The following is a 15,380-nucleotide window of genomic DNA, read 5'->3' as shown; positions in this document are numbered from 1 at the left end:
ATATTATAACTTAAAAGTAAAATCGTGTAAAAAAGCAGTTATTTTAAAAATCTAAATTTATGTAATTAATACCAATACGATAATGTCAATATTAAAAAAAATAGCAATCGGTCTAATTTCTTTATTCCTTCTAGGTATATTTCTGGACATTGGTCTTAATTACTGGATCAAAAAACAGCTTCCTATTATTATTCATGAGAAAAACAACACTGTATATAATATCAATTATGAAAAAATAGAAGTTTCGCTTTGGTCAAGAAATATCTATGCACAGACGTTATTAGTAAGCCCTAAAAATCAGCCAAAAGACAGCAAAAACGGACTCTTTTCTAAAATTGAATCCATCACAATCGAGCATTTCAATATTTGGGATCTTGCTTTTAACGATGTTATACAGGCAGAGAGTATTATTATCAATAAACCACGAATAATATTATATAAAAAAGGTGAAAAATTATTGAACAACAGCAAAAGTATTAAAAGTGAAATTCTTGAACCTTTTCGTAAAATAATTGCGGTTTCAAATATTTATTTAAATGACGGAACCGCTGATGTCGTTTCTCTAGATTCTGAAAAACCAATTTTAAGCATCAAAAAAATCATTCTTAAATTAGAAGGAATTTTGTTGACAGACGCTACTTTAAAAGAGAAAATTCCAATTCAATATAAAAGTTATGCCTTAGTAATTGACAGCTTATTTTTTCGCACAAGTGCTTTTTATCATTTGAATATTGGCAAAATAAGTACTGGAAAGAACTTTCTGAAAATTAATAATTTCTCCTATATACCGCAATTTAATCGTCCTGATTTTATAAAGCAGTTAAAAAAAGAAAAAGACATTAATATCCTGAAATTTGATTCGGCTCAAGTAGCAAAAATGAATTGGGGATTCAAAAATGACCGTTTTTTCTTTAAGGCGAACTCGATTGTAATCAACCATTTTGACGCCAACATTTATCGCGGCAAAATACCAGCAGACGATCTGAGCAAAAAATATCTATATAATCATTTATTACGGAATATAAAATTTCCACTTGAAATTGACACGCTGCAGGTTCTTAAATCTAAACTTGTTTATGAAGAAGAGAAAGATTTTTCTAAAGGCCCGGGAGTTTTAAATTTTGATAAATTTAATTTGCAGGCAACCAATATAAAGAGTGGTTTTGGATTAAAAAAAACTGATGATGTTAAGATTAAAGTGAATTGTATTTTCATGAAAACTTCTCCATTAGATGTCGATTGGAGTTTTAATGTTTTAGACAAAAAAGACAGTTTTCATATTCAGGGTGTAATCTCAAACTTTGATGTTGCGGCAATGGAAAGATTCAGCAAACCTTATATGAATACTTCATTTACAGGAGTTTTTAATAAATATCGTTTTAATTTTTATGGGAACGATGATGCTGTAAAAGGAAATGCATCCTTAGATTATGATGATCTAAAAGTGAAACTTTATAAAAAGAAAAATCCCCAAAAAGTAGCAAAACTCAAAAGTGCTATCGTTAATCTGGTAGTCAAAAATGATTCGAAAGATAAAGTCAAAAATGCCGATGTCGAACTAAAAAGAATTCAGGAAAAATCATTTTACAATTTTTTATGGAGAAGCATTGCCGAATCTTTGAAAAAGATTTTAATCTAGTTATCAATCTATTGCAAACCTGACAATTATCAGGTTTTTAGAAAATGTTTTTTTCAACCTTTGTTTTTATTTTAATCAAAAAACAAATGACAAAAAAGCCTTTACACACTTTTCATATTCCGGTAATGGGACTTGCTTATACAATTGACAGCCCAATTCGGGTGGCACAGTACGGGATTTCGTCTGTAATATCAATTGCAGATGATGATTTGATCGAGAAGATGCGTAATTTTTACAGTACCAAATTCAATATTCCGTATGAAGAAATATCTCAGAAATTCCATGATTACCGGGCCGAAAGAATTACTTCTTATCTGAATCTTGTTGACAAAATCGTAAAAGAAAAATTCGAAAATTTTAAAACAGAGATTGCCGAGAGCAAAACTGCCTTAGAAAATTTTATCGCGATGCTTCCCAATACCTCCGATATCAAAAAAGGTTTTCAAAATTTACTTGAAGAAGGAATTTCTTTTAAAGAAAACATTCAAAGCTATATTGAATCCAATCTTTTTCCGGGAGAAATTGATGTTAACATCATGACGAAACTGGACAAAGATAATTTTGTTAAAAGCAAACAGCTCCCTACTGAATTTAATGATGCACATGCTGCTTTAAGGGGTTTTGCCAACAGCAATCTTGAATCTTCGGTTGTACTTTCGGCTGGTATGAATCCGCGATTGTACAGTTATTTTGAAAATTTCAAGGATTTTTTCCCGGATGAAAATAATCAGCTTAGAAAGAAAATTATTTTAAAAGTCAGTGACTTTAGATCTGCTATGATTCAGGGGAATTTTTTAGCCAAAAAAGGGCTTTGGGTTTCAGAATATCGAATTGAATCCGGATTAAATTGCGGTGGACATGCTTTTGCTACTGAAGGACTTTTATTAGGTACTATTCTGGAAGAATTCAAGCACAAAAAAAAGCAATTAATGAATTCCGCACATGAGTTAATGGTAAAAGCATTACAGCAAAAAAATGCAATTATACCAAATAAGCCTTTAGATCTAAAAATAACAGTTCAGGGAGGCGTAGGAACGGCTGAAGAACATGAATTTTTATTAAATAAATATCACGTTGATTCTGTTGGTTGGGGATCGCCATTTTTGTTGGTTGCCGAAGCCACATCAGTAGATCGTGATACCCGAAATTTATTGATAAACGCAAAGGAGGAAGATTTGTATTTAAGTCATATTTCTCCCTTAGGAGTTCCGTTTAATACTTTGAAAGGGACTACAAATGAAATCCTGAAACAAAAACGAATTCAGGAAAACAAAGCCGGGAGTTCATGTCCAAAAAAATTTCTGGCATTAAGTAAGGAATATGATTCGCACGGAATTTGTACTGCTTCAAAAAAATACCAGGATATAAAACTGAAAGAACTGAACGCCATAAAAAATACTATTTCGCTAAATGCTTTTGAGAACGCTAAAACTAAAATTACAGAGAAGTCTTGTTTGTGTGTTGGTTTGGCCAACGCATCCTATTTAGAGAATGATATAAGTATAAAAGGGCAAGCCCAAGGAGTAGTTATTTGTCCCGGACCAAATATGGCTTATTTTGACCAGGAAGTTTCTTTAAAAGATATGCTACAGCACATTTATGGAAATAAGTCAGTTTTGAGAACTCAAAATCGGCCTAATTTATTTGTGAAGGAACTTAAAATGTACATCGAATATTTAAAAAATGAAATTGCTACGCTTTCCGGAGAAATAAATTCTAACCAGCTTAAAAAATGGAATACCTTTAAAACAAATATTTTAGAAGGAATCGAATACTATCAAACACTGTTTTCTTCGAATTCATATTTTAAAAACGATGAAGAACGAATCAGGAATCAATTCAATTTTTATAAATCTGAATTAGATTCAATTCAAATCCCGATATTAAAACTATCCTAAATAACAAACCCCGATTTATTTCTAAAATCGGGGTTTGTTATTATAATAGAATTCAAAATATATTTTATTTCTTTTTGCTATCAATAATTGCACCTGTTCCTGCTCCAACGCCAGCTCCGGCCAAACCGCCAATAATGGCTCCTTCACCTTTTTTCTTACTGACTGCAGCACCTGTTATTGCTCCAACACCGGCACCAATTACCGCACCTTTTGCAGTATAACTCCAACCTTTCTTTTTAGCGGGTGCAGCAGTAGTTGTTCTATCTTGCGGATGTACCACTACCACTTTTTGTGCCTCTGCCTTTTCTGCTTCAGCTTTTTCTTTTTCCTCTTGCAAATTAGCCATTTCCGTTTTCATTGAATCAATTACTCTTTGCTTTTCAATTTCAACTTTCATTGAATCAATACTCGCTTGTTTCACTTTATTTAGATCTTCCTTACTTTGATTTTGACAAGAAGTAATAAGTATAGCCGCTAATAAAATATATAAGCCTTTCATAATTTTAGATTTAAATTAGTACACTACAAAGTAAAAGAGAACATATATTACAAGTGTTACATGATTTTGTTTAAAATTTACAGAATTAAATGATATTACTTATTTACCTAAAATTCCTTTTTTTAAGATCTGTCCAAAATCGTACATATCTTCAAAAGAACAATACAAAGGAACAGGTGCCAATCGAATAACATTAGGTTCGCGCCAGTCTGTAATCACTCCGTTTTTCATTAAATAATCGAATAAGCTTCTTCCTTCTCCGTGTAAAAAAACAGATAATTGAGAAGCTCTTTCTTCAGGATTTGATGGCGTGATAATTTCGAAACTACTCTCAACTTCCTTATCTATTTCGTGGAGTATAAATTCTAAATAAGAGGTGATTTTGTCTCTTTTTTTAATTAAGGCATCCATTCCAACTTCAGCAAACATTTCTACCGAAGCTAAATAAGGAGCCAAAGAAAGTACCGGCAAATTGCTGATTTGCCAGCCTCCTGCTCCATCTACAGGATCAAAATTAGGCTCCATTTTAAAACGGCGCTCTTTGTTATGTCCCCACCAGCCTGCAAATCTTGGTAAATTGGCATTATGGTGTTTTTCGTGGACAAAACAACCGGAAGCATTTCCCGGTCCTGAATTCATGTATTTGTAACTACACCAAGCAGCAAAATCAACATTCCAGTCGTGAAGTTCCAATTTAATATTTCCGGCTGCATGCGCTAAATCCCAGCCTACTTTTGCACCTTCTTTTTGTCCGGCGGCAGTAATGGTTTTAATGTCGAAAACCTGTCCGGTATAATAATTTACTCCACCAATTAAGACCAAAGCCAGTTCATCACCGACTTCTTCAATTTTAGCTAAAACATCTTCCAGACGAATATTGTGTTCGCCCTCACGACGTTTGATTTCGACAATGGCATCTTCCGGTTTATATCCGTGAAAATCTACCTGACTCTGAAACATATACTGATCTGAAGGAAATGCTTTTTCTTCGCAGATAATCTTATAACGGGTTGCTGTTGGCTGATAAAAAGAAACCATTAACAAATGCAGGTTTACAGTCAAAGTATTCATTACTGTTACTTCTGAAGGCAATGCCCCAACAATTTTACTCAAAGGTTCAGGGAATCTTTCCTGATAATCCCACCATGGTTTTTCAGCATAAAAATGACCTTCTACTGCAAGGTTTGCCCAATCGTTCATTATTTCATCAATATAGGATTTGGTTCTTTTGGGCTGTAATCCTAAAGAGTTTCCTGTGAAATAAATAACACGTTTGTCATTTACTTTCGGAAAAATAAACTGATCCTGATAGTGATTTAAAGCGTCTTGTGAGTCGAGTTGTTTTGCGAATTCGCGTGTATTTTGAAAAGTCATTGTTTTTGTTTTGTGCGGTAAAAATAACAAAAAATGCTCTAAAAGTTGTTTTTTGTTTCAGGTTTCAAATTTCAGATTCGGTGTTACTAAATTAAAATATTAATACACTGATAAAAACAGATTCACTATAACTAAAACGCTGCTCAAAACCGGATTTTTCTTTTGGATTGGAATTGCGTTAGGGATAGAAATGGAAAGCTTTTGCGATGAAAACCGTAGTAATACTGCAACGAGGAAGCGACCAGCGGAAGCTCCCGCAGTGCTTGTATTACTTGGTTTTTATTGCAAAACTTGAAATGAATAGCCTGTAATACGCCCAAATTTGAAATAAAAAAACCCGTCATTGCTGACAGGTTTTCTTAAATCTATAGGTTTTCCAATTAGATGATTAACATTGCATCTCCGTAAGAATAAAATTTGTATCCTTCTTTGATTGCCTCATCGTAAGCTTTTTTCATTAAATCATGTCCGCAAAATGCTGAAATCATCATTAATAATGTTGATTTTGGTGTGTGGAAATTGGTAATCATGCAATTAGCAATACTAAAATCGTGAGGAGGGAAAATGAATTTATTTGTCCAGCCTTCATACGGATTTAAAGTGCTTTGAGATGACACAGAACTTTCGATAGCACGCATTGAAGTAGTTCCAACGGCACAGATACGTTTTTTCTTTGCTTTTGCTTCATTCACAATATCGCAAGCTTCTTGCTTGATGATCAATTCCTCAGAATCCATTTTGTGTTTCGATAAATCTTCAACCTCAACCGGATTAAAAGTTCCAAGACCAACGTGAAGGGTTACTTCAGCAAAATTTACTCCTTTGATTTCCAGTTTTTTCAAAAGGTGTTTTGAAAAGTGTAAACCTGCAGTTGGTGCCGCTACAGCTCCCTCTTCTTTTGCATAAATAGTCTGGTATCTTTCTGCGTCTTCCGGAGTTACCTCACGGCTGATGTATTTTGGAATTGGAGTTTCTCCTAGTTCAGTCAATTTATTTCTGAATTCTTCGTAAGAACCGTCATATAAAAAACGTAAAGTTCTACCACGAGAAGTCGTATTGTCAATTACCTCAGCAACTAACGAATCGTCATCTCCAAAATAAAGTTTGTTTCCGATACGGATTTTTCTGGCCGGATCAACCAAAACATCCCAAAGACGTTGTTCTGAGTTTAATTCTCTTAATAAGAAAACTTCGATTCTTGCTCCTGTTTTTTCTTTGTTTCCGTACAAGCGTGCAGGAAAAACTTTTGTATTGTTAAGTATCAAAACGTCTCCGTCATCAAAATAATTGATAACATCTTTAAACATTTTGTGTTCTATAGTTTGTTTTTTACGGTCTATTACCATCAAACGAGACTCATCTCTGTTTTCTGCCGGGAATTCTGCTAAAAGTTCTTTTGGTAAATTGAAACTGAAGTGTGATAATTTCATATTTGAATTGTTGATTTTAAAATGTAGCTTTTAGATTTTGTATCTAAAATTGTAAATCGTGTGCAAATATACGATTGTGAGACAGGCGTTGTCAAGTGTTTTACTGTTTATTTTCAAAAGTCGTTGATTTAGTGGTGTTTCGAGAACATTGAAAAACGTTTTTTCCACCATATAAGTGATATAAGTTCATTTAATTTGAATTCTTAAAAATTAGTGCATGTTTTTTGTTTTGCTAACTCCGAAAAAATAATCATAAAAAAACCTCCAGTCGAAATTGGAGGCTATTCAATTATGCTCATTTTATTTAAATGAACTTATATCACTTATATGGTTTAAAAACTTTTACAGTTCTGAGATTTCGAAGTTTAATTGTTTTAAATCATTCCAGAAATCCGGGTATGATTTTGAAACTACTTCGGCATTTTCGATGATGATTGGCACTTTCAATGCTAATGGAGCAAATGCCATCGCCATACGGTGATCGTTATAAGTTGCAATTTTTACATTGTGATTAATCGTTTCAGAAAGTCCTAAAGTCAAACTATCATTTGTTACCGAAATATTGGCTCCTAATTTTGTAAGTTCAATTCGAAGTGCTTCAAGTCTGTCCGTTTCTTTAATTTTTAAAGTATGAAGACCTGTTAAATGACAGCCGATTCCTAAACCTAAACAAGTTACCACAATTGTTTGTGCAATATCAGGTGTATTATTCAAGTCAAAATTTACGGTTTCAAATTTAAAATCAGGCTGTTTTACCAACGTCATTTTGTTTCCTTCGAAAGTAGTTTTGACTCCCATTTTTTCATAAATAGAAACCAAAGCAGAGTCTCCCTGCAAACTATTTTCCTTATAACTGCTCAAAGTTATCGATGCCGCATCAGCCAAAGCAACCAAACTAAAGAAATAAGAAGCCGAACTCCAGTCAGATTCTACTACCATTTCTTTTGATGCAACAGCTTCTTTTGGATAAACTTTAATTACGTTTCCTTCAAAACTGGTTTGGATATCCAAATCTTTGAGCAAAGCCAAAGTCATCTTGATGTATGGAATTGAAGTAATTTCACCTTCTAAAGTCAGTTCTAAGCCATTTTCTAATTTTGAAGCAACCAATAAAAGAGCCGAAATATACTGACTGCTGACATTTGCCGCTAAGCTTACTTTTGAAGCTGTAACTTTTTTTCCTTTGATTCTTATTGGCGGGTAACCCTCTTCTTTTTCATAAGAGATTTCAACTCCCAATTGCGCCAAAGCTTCAACTAAAATTTTTATCGGACGTTCCTGCATTCTGCTTGAACCTGTCATTACAACTTCGCGCCCTTCATTTACTGCAAAATAAGCTGTTAAAAAACGCATTGCAGTTCCTGCATGATGAATATCTACAATCTCGTCATTCCCAACAAGGGCTTTTTGCATTACCTCGCTATCATCAGAGTTAGAAGTATTTGCGAGTGTAATATTTGAGAATAATGCTTTTAACAGTAACAAACGATTGGTTTCGCTTTTTGATCCTGTAACCGCAATTTGACCTTGTAAATTTTTATGATTGGTTTGAAGTAATAAATTCATTTTTTTAATTATAAGTTGTAAATTTTGAATTATGAATGATTAGAAACGTAATTCAGACGCGCAATTTACCACTCCCCATTCATAATTCAAAATTCAAAACTCATAATTCAAAACTTATGAGTGATATTTCACAATTATTTCAATTTATCGTTGTTTTTATGACGATCTTTATCCCTGACCGACTTTAAATCCATTTTTTTTTCAAATGCTGCCTGCAAATCGATACCGGTTTGATTGGCCAGACATAAAACTACAAAAACAACATCAGCCAGTTCTTCACCCAAATCTTTGTTTTTATCGCTTTCTTTTTCCGATTGTTCGCCGTATCTGCGGGCAATAATTCGGGCAACTTCGCCTACTTCTTCTGTAAGCTGAGCCATATTGGTTAATTCATTAAAATAGCGGACACCGTGTTCTTTTATCCAGGTATCAACGTCAAGTTGTGCATTTTTCAAATCCATTGTTATATTTTTTTAAGAACAATTTTCTCGTTTTGACTTATAATCGCTTTCTGAAAAAGATTTTTCAAGACTTCATATTCATCTGCTGCAAAAGTACTCTTGTTTATTTCTCTTGAACTGGTAATTTGAATATTGTTTTGCTCATTCGAAATATTCAATACAAATACTATTTGTTTATCTTCAGACGAGATACGTAAAGGCTTAGGCATTGATTCTACCATATATCCATCAGGAATTTGTAAGCTCAAATTGATTTTTTCCTGTAACGGATATCCAAAATAAATAGCCATTCGTCTTTTTTCCTGAGTAAAAGGATTTTTGGATTTTGTAAAAAACAATAAGGGATTAATAAATATTTTGCCTCCTATCATTTCAGATTGATTATCTGTTACAAAATTAAATGTTTCCTGAACCGGATCTGAAAATTTTGCATTTTTATTTTCTGCACTATAGTCTGAAATTTTTAATCCTCCTAATTTTTCCTCTAATGTTTCAAGATAATTTTCGACATTTTTATTGGCATTAAGAATCCTGAAATTGTATGCCTCATATTTAGTTTTCTTCACCCTGATTGTCCCTTTCATCTTTCCGGAACTATCTATTTTTGCCAATACATTTGAGGATTCAATTGATACATTTTGAGGATTTAGATCTATTTCTTCTGAGGTTCCGTCTTTTTTAATAAGTCTTCCTTTCCAGTTTAAAACATTTAAAGGCAAAACTCCCGGTGTTGTAAATTTATGAGAAGCATCCAGCAGTATTTGCTTTCCATCAATTTCAGCTGCAGCAATAACATAATTAAAACCTGTTCTTGTTGGATAAACAGGCACACCATTTTCTAATGTACTTACCAAAACCGGATTAGCAGCTATTCCGCACAATTTCAACATATTAATTAAAATAAAATTGATTTCGGCGACATTACCAGTTTGAGCAGCATATGCTTTTACAACACCTGCGTCAGTATAATAACCGTTTTCTTCATTCCAATTCATTTTGTTTTGAACGAATTGAAAAATAGTATTCACTTTTTCGTTTTGTGATGCTACATTGGTCAATAAACGCTTTACATCCTCTGTTAAAAAATTAAACTCGGTAAGTTCCTTTCCGAATTTTTGTTCCTTAAAAATTGTTGTTGCAACACCTTCCCATGTAACCGAATAATCTTTAACAGGCTGTTCCGGCATGCGCACCCTTTCCAGCTCCTGGGTAATAGCCCCCCTGTAATTCTCTACATTATTTATATATGGTTCATCAATCAAAGCCGGAATATCCCTGCCGGAATAATAGGAATTAATCTGAGTATATGTCAATGTTCTACTTTGGTTATACTCATTTTCATAATTTTGGTTGCCGCTGGCTAATTTAAAATCTGATTCTATAGGCAGGTTTCCAATTAAAATTGGTTTATAAATATAATACTCTGGAATTTCTGTTTTATATTCGAAATAGTTTACAGGAATCCTGTATTGAATATCAAAATCCGGAAGTTTAACAATATTCTCTGATTTTAGAATATATTTATATTCTATGACAGAACCAACTTTAACGTTAGGGAGCGTAATAATCCTTTCGTTCCAGTATTTATTTACATTTTTCTTAAACTCTCCCTGATTATTAAGTTTTGTTTTAACAATTGATCCCTCTTCAAGATTGTACGTTACCGCATTAGAAAATTCTACCTTATCCTTATCCAGATCTTCATATCCTACATAAAATCGTACTTTTTGGTTAGCCCAACTGAGTCCTTCTTTTTTATAAATTTTAATTTTAAATTCATAAACATTATTTGCCGAAAAACCGCTTTTTGGATTATACGTAAAAAAAGTCCGCCCCTTTTTAAATAATATTGCTGCCACTGCTGAAGAATCTTGTGGATGCACTTTTTCTTCCAATTCAGCAATGGTAACTTTTCCTAACTCATAATTCTGGGCTTTTGTCTTAATAAAAACAAAAATGAATACTATTGAAATAACTATTGTACGCAATCTCATTTTTAAATTCTCTTTAAAACAATTTTTTCGCTTTCTTTTGCAATCATTGCTTTGTAATATTCTTTCAGCATTTCATATTGTTGTGTCGACACAATAGCGTTATTAATCTGGTGAGAAATAGTCATTTGAAGCGTATTTTCGTTTGCCGCTATATTAAATTTAAAAGAACCTAAATTGTCTTCCATATTTATTACGGCGGGTGTAGGTATTGTTTCGACTGCAAATCCATCCGGAATCTTTATTGTTATGTTATATTTATCCATAAAAGGAAATCCAAAATCAACCGGGTATTCTCTTGTTTCCTGATTAAAAGGATTTTTTTCATTGGTAAAAAACAACATTGGACTAACATAGATTTTTCCTCCAATTACCTCGGATAAATTATTTCCTGTAAAAGAATATGTTTCTATAATAGGCTTCAGGATTTCTTTTTCGTTTGTCTTTGCATAATCGCTGATTTCTATTTTATTGTTTTGATTTTCCAGTTTTTCCAGATACTCATCTTCTTTGGTACTAAAAATATTCTCTCTGGTAATCATAGCATTATAATCTGTGCATTGTCTTCTTGTTTGTCCTGTAACTTTACCTTCAGGGTCAATACTGTAAGTTAAAAAAACAATATCATTTGATGTTTTTTTAGGCATTAAATCGATTTGTTCTGAAGTCCCGTCTTTTCGTATCAATCTTCCATACCAGTTTAAAGTTCTAAATGGTAAAACATTGGGAACAGAAAATCTATCTGATGCATCTAATAATATGTAGCCGTTTTCAGTTTCAACTGCTGTGATTACATAATTATAGGCGGTTCTGTTAGGAAAAAATGCCACTCCGTTGGACCTTGTGCTAACCAAAACAGGATTTGCCGTTAAACCAGAATAACGTAACATTGCTGTCAGCATTAAATTTATCTCTGCAATATTTCCTGATTTTTCCTGATATGCTTTACGTACACCTTTATCACAACTGTAGCCATGATATTTATTCCATTTCACATTTGATTTAACATGATTTAAAATAAGTACTATTTTTTCTTCGGGTGTTGTTACTCCTGCCAGTAAAGCTTTTAAATCATCTTCAAAATATCCTGTTTTATTTAATTCAGGGCCAAAATCTTCATATTCGTAAATTGTCCTTGCTACCGAGTTCCAATCTGTAGAAAAAGTTTTCATTGGACTATTAGGATACTTAACCATTGAAAGTTCTTGTTCTAAACTTGCCGTATAATTATCTATATTATTAACATACGATTCCTCTTTCATTGCAGGTAAATTCTCAGCAATATAGGTAGTTTGTGTTTCAAGGTAATCAACAGTATCTGTAGAAAATGTTGTATGTGAATTAAGTCCTCTTTCTTTGCTTGTAAATAAGATTGATCTTGATCGCGTTTCTGTTGTTACTTTAGGAAAAATATATCCTTTTTGTCTGGCATTAAAAGTATAATACTCTGGTATATAAGTTGTGTATTCTGAGTAATTCACTGGAATACTACTTTGAAAAGCCCACCCTTTCATCATTCCAATAGTAGGTGTTCTCACTGTATAACTATATTCTAATACTGAGCCTTCTTTTACATTAGGCATTGTGATTTTTTTTCTTGCATAGTATTTATCAACCTCTTCATTAAAAACACCATCACTTTTAAGTTTGGTTTTCTCAATTTTTCCATTCACTAAATTAAAAGTATTAACATTCGAAAAATCAACTTTTTCTCTTGATTCATTGCTTCCAATGTAATAGGACACATTTTGATTTGCCCAATCATAACCTTCTTTTTTATATATTTTAACTCGTGTATCTACCTGAGTAACCAAAATAAAGCCATCATTAGTATCATATTCAATACTGGATTTACCCTTTTTATATAAAATAGCCGCTGCTGCAGATGAATCTCTCGGGTGTTTTTTTTCTTCTAATTCAGCTATAGATACTCTTCCTAATTTAAATTCTTGTGCAGTTGTTTTGGAAAGAATAAAAAGCAGAGATAAGAAACTAAAAAATTTAATGAATTTCATTGGGTTTGTTTTTTTGTTGATTTGATTAGTTCTTGGTCAAAATGATTTTGGCATTATCATTTTTTGAAACTTGTTCCATAAAAAGGCGATATTCATCATATTCTTTGTTTGAATATTTTCCTTTATTTAAAAACATAGAACGTTTGTATGTGAGTTTATTATTTTCATTTTTGATGATTTCTGTTTTATACTCCCCAAACTTTCCTTTTAATTCGAAGTTTGAAGGTAGAAATTCGATTGAAAAATCTGCAGGAAGATTAATTTCAATTTCATCTGTATCTAAATAACCGCGCTGGATTTGAAATGGATTTTTACGATTTCTTATACGCTTAACATTTCCTGTATACTGATTAAAGGCATCCATTACAAAAATCATTTTATTGGCAGAAATTGTTCCATAATTTACTGCTGTAATCTGAATATCTTCTGTAAAACGAATATTCTCTTTATCATTGGTAAAATTGATTTTACCTAATTTAAGATTATTTATATTACCCCAATATTCTTTATAATGTGCTTCTTTTTCTGTAGGCTGTAATTTCTCTACAATCATTTTTCTTCCATATTGTGAACCTTCAGACCGGATATTGATTTTTCCAGCAAAACTGCCATTTTCATCTATTGTATAAGTTCCTTTGCTAAATTGCGCATTATTTAATGGATCATAAATTCTTGTTCTGATTATTTCTCCTCCATCAGGTTTAATTACAACTACTTTTCTATTATCTGTAAAATTTGCCTGATATCCAAAAGGGTCATCCTGACTTGTGCATTCTAAAAAAACGTATTTATCTTTATCAGGAACACATAAAATCGCATGATTACCCTGGATAGAAAAAAAATCTTCATCAATATCTCTTAAATCTAAATCACCGTATAATTCTGTGTAAAAGGAAGAAACGCCAACCACATCTAATAATGCTCTGGTATAATTAGACAATGCTTTACAATCACCATAACCTAATCTGTCGACATCACTTGCAAACATTGGTTTCCATCCTCCAATCCCTACCTGAACACTAACGTATCTGGATTTTTCCTGTACAAATTGGTATACAATTTTTGCTTTTTTTATAGGATCTGTTTCATTACCTATCAGTGTTTTAATTTTTAATTTTGTTTCTTCCGGCAACAATGTTGTTCCTGCTAAAATTTTGTCCGAAAACCATTTACCATATTCTTTCCAATTTTTTGCATTGCCATCAACTCCCTCCAGATTAAAATATTCCAGACTCATCAATACTTTTGGATATAAATCGGAAAAAGCGGGACTAAGATCTTCTGCCTTCTGAGCTAAAATATTGACAGCTTCGTAACTTAGCTTAGTATCTGTATCAGCTGTTTTTTTAATATTAAATCCTGAAAAATAAAACTCTTTCTTTTTAAAGCCAAGATTATTAGGAAAAGTAACATTTAGTATACATTTTTCGACACTTACGTAATATCCTCCCAAAAAATACCATTGCGGTATAAAAGCGGTATTTGAAGTTTCAGTTTCACTTTTATAAACAATTGTAAAAGGATATGAAACTGGTGTATAATCTAAATAAACGACACGGTTATCTGAAAAAAGAGTACTTCCACCTGCAGCGCTTTGGTCTCTAAAATCTTTTCGTTTAATCTTTTTTATTTCGTTACCAAATGCATCATAAACAATCGCTTCGATGTTTTTTATTGAAGTTGTTTTATCATAGTGCTGATAAGCATCAATATCATTTAATCCTTTCTCATTAAAAACTGATACAACCCTTTGTGTTTTGATATTCATACTTCTTTGGGAAGCAATCATAATATCCATTTGATCTAGTCGCACAACTGCATTGGCATTCTCTTTAAGACTGTCGGCAATTTTAGCAGTCGAGTAGTCACTCTTTTGAGCATTAGAAACAAGGGAAAATAAGAAGAAAATTAATGCGAAAACCTGATTTTTCATTAGTAAGTATTTTCGTCAAATATATAGCATTTTTAGAAATCCTTAACAAATATTTGTGCTATTTATTCTTTGTTTTTACTATCAATTAAAATCGTTACAGGCCCGTCATTTATAAGGCTGACTTTCATGTCTGCACCAAATATTCCGGTTTGTATTTTCTTCTGAAATTCATTTTCTAAACATCTCACAAAATTCTCATACATCGGAATTGCAAACTCTGGTTTTGAAGCTTTAATGTATGAAGGACGGTTTCCTTTTTTAGTTGAAGCATGGAGTGTAAACTGACTTACTACAATAATATCACCATCAATGTCCTGAACTGAGCAATTCATTACGCCATTTTCGTCACCAAAAATGCGCATTTTTATGATTTTCCCAACGAGCCAGTCAATATCATCCTGAGTATCGATATCTTCTATACCAACCAAAACTAATAGTCCTTGTTTAATATCTGCAACAATTTTAGAATCAACGGTTACAGATGCCTGAGAAACTCTTTGAAGAACAACTTTCATATCTTAGTCTAAAGTTTGAAAGTCATAAAGTTGAAAATCTAAAATCTCACTTTGGACTT

11 protein-coding genes are annotated in these 15,380 nt (G+C 32.5%); 2 read left to right on the top strand and 9 right to left on the bottom strand.

Going from position 1 to position 15,380, the window contains the following annotated elements; genetic code table 11:
* Nucleotides 1–82: 82 nt before the first annotated feature.
* Both BXU10_RS19810 and BXU10_RS19805 read left to right on the top strand, forming a co-directional pair.
* Entirely contained in the window at nt 83–1,639 is a 1,557-nt protein-coding gene (locus tag BXU10_RS19810; RefSeq protein ID WP_078229234.1) for a hypothetical protein, read from the top strand.
* An 86-nt stretch (nt 1,640–1,725) separates the two neighbouring features.
* Nucleotides 1,726–3,537, top strand: a complete 1,812-nt coding sequence (locus tag BXU10_RS19805; RefSeq protein ID WP_078229270.1) for a hypothetical protein — start codon at nt 1,726–1,728, stop codon at nt 3,535–3,537.
* A 64-nt stretch (nt 3,538–3,601) separates the two neighbouring features.
* Here BXU10_RS19805 and BXU10_RS19800 read toward each other — a convergent pair whose 3' ends face one another.
* The 9 genes from BXU10_RS19800 to dtd all read right to left on the bottom strand — a co-directional run bounded on the left by BXU10_RS19800 (nt 3,602) and on the right by dtd (nt 15,321).
* Nucleotides 3,602–4,036, bottom strand: a complete 435-nt coding sequence (locus tag BXU10_RS19800) for a glycine zipper family protein (protein WP_078229233.1) — start codon at nt 4,034–4,036, stop codon at nt 3,602–3,604.
* A 99-nt stretch (nt 4,037–4,135) separates the two neighbouring features.
* A complete protein-coding gene (gene kynU / locus BXU10_RS19795; protein ID WP_078229269.1) occupies nt 4,136–5,410 on the bottom strand; it encodes a kynureninase in 1,275 nt (424 codons plus the stop codon).
* A 380-nt stretch (nt 5,411–5,790) separates the two neighbouring features.
* Nucleotides 5,791–6,840 carry a tRNA preQ1(34) S-adenosylmethionine ribosyltransferase-isomerase QueA gene (gene queA, locus BXU10_RS19790; protein ID WP_078229232.1) on the bottom strand — a complete coding sequence of 350 codons (1,050 nt, stop codon included), beginning with the start codon at nt 6,838–6,840 and terminating at the stop codon, nt 5,791–5,793.
* A gap of 342 nt (nt 6,841–7,182) precedes the next feature.
* The gene (aroA, locus tag BXU10_RS19785; protein ID WP_078229231.1) at nt 7,183–8,406 is read right to left on the bottom strand and encodes a 3-phosphoshikimate 1-carboxyvinyltransferase; all 1,224 of its coding nucleotides are present in this window, start codon (nt 8,404–8,406) and stop codon (nt 7,183–7,185) included.
* A 134-nt stretch (nt 8,407–8,540) separates the two neighbouring features.
* A complete protein-coding gene (locus BXU10_RS19780; RefSeq protein WP_078229230.1) occupies nt 8,541–8,867 on the bottom strand; it encodes a nucleotide pyrophosphohydrolase in 327 nt (108 codons plus the stop codon).
* A gap of 2 nt (nt 8,868–8,869) precedes the next feature.
* Entirely contained in the window at nt 8,870–10,861 is a 1,992-nt protein-coding gene (locus tag BXU10_RS19775) for a DUF3857 domain-containing protein (RefSeq protein WP_078229229.1), read from the bottom strand.
* 2 nt (nt 10,862–10,863) lie between these two features.
* A complete protein-coding gene (locus BXU10_RS19770; protein WP_078229228.1) occupies nt 10,864–12,873 on the bottom strand; it encodes a DUF3857 domain-containing protein in 2,010 nt (669 codons plus the stop codon).
* A gap of 25 nt (nt 12,874–12,898) precedes the next feature.
* Nucleotides 12,899–14,806, bottom strand: coding sequence for a DUF3857 domain-containing protein (locus BXU10_RS19765; RefSeq protein WP_078229227.1), 1,908 nt, complete (start codon nt 14,804–14,806; stop codon nt 12,899–12,901).
* Between the two features lie 62 nt (nt 14,807–14,868).
* Nucleotides 14,869–15,321 (bottom strand): D-aminoacyl-tRNA deacylase, encoded by a 453-nt coding sequence (dtd, locus tag BXU10_RS19760; protein WP_078229226.1) that lies wholly within the window; start codon nt 15,319–15,321, stop codon nt 14,869–14,871.
* Between the last annotated feature and the right edge of the window lie 59 nt (nt 15,322–15,380).

The sequence above is a fragment of the Flavobacterium sp. LM4 genome, assembly GCF_002017935.1.
Classification (GTDB): Bacteria; Bacteroidota; Bacteroidia; order Flavobacteriales; family Flavobacteriaceae; genus Flavobacterium; species Flavobacterium chungangense.
This window is presented reverse-complemented; position numbering and strand designations above follow the sequence as displayed.

Excerpts from the sequence above, each read along its gene's own strand:
- BXU10_RS19810 (WP_078229234.1), top strand. The coding sequence starts at position 83 with ATGTCAATATTAAAAAAAATAGCAATCGGTCTAATTTCTTTATTCCTT.
- BXU10_RS19805 (WP_078229270.1), top strand. The coding sequence starts at position 1,726 with ATGACAAAAAAGCCTTTACACACTTTTCATATTCCGGTAATGGGACTT.
- BXU10_RS19800 (WP_078229233.1), bottom strand. The coding sequence starts at position 4,036 with ATGAAAGGCTTATATATTTTATTAGCGGCTATACTTATTACTTCTTGT.
- kynU (WP_078229269.1), bottom strand. The coding sequence starts at position 5,410 with ATGACTTTTCAAAATACACGCGAATTCGCAAAACAACTCGACTCACAA.
- queA (WP_078229232.1), bottom strand. The coding sequence starts at position 6,840 with ATGAAATTATCACACTTCAGTTTCAATTTACCAAAAGAACTTTTAGCA.
- aroA (WP_078229231.1), bottom strand. The coding sequence starts at position 8,406 with ATGAATTTATTACTTCAAACCAATCATAAAAATTTACAAGGTCAAATT.
- BXU10_RS19780 (WP_078229230.1), bottom strand. The coding sequence starts at position 8,867 with ATGGATTTGAAAAATGCACAACTTGACGTTGATACCTGGATAAAAGAA.
- BXU10_RS19775 (WP_078229229.1), bottom strand. The coding sequence starts at position 10,861 with ATGAGATTGCGTACAATAGTTATTTCAATAGTATTCATTTTTGTTTTT.
- BXU10_RS19770 (WP_078229228.1), bottom strand. The coding sequence starts at position 12,873 with ATGAAATTCATTAAATTTTTTAGTTTCTTATCTCTGCTTTTTATTCTT.
- BXU10_RS19765 (WP_078229227.1), bottom strand. The coding sequence starts at position 14,806 with ATGAAAAATCAGGTTTTCGCATTAATTTTCTTCTTATTTTCCCTTGTT.
- dtd (WP_078229226.1), bottom strand. The coding sequence starts at position 15,321 with ATGAAAGTTGTTCTTCAAAGAGTTTCTCAGGCATCTGTAACCGTTGAT.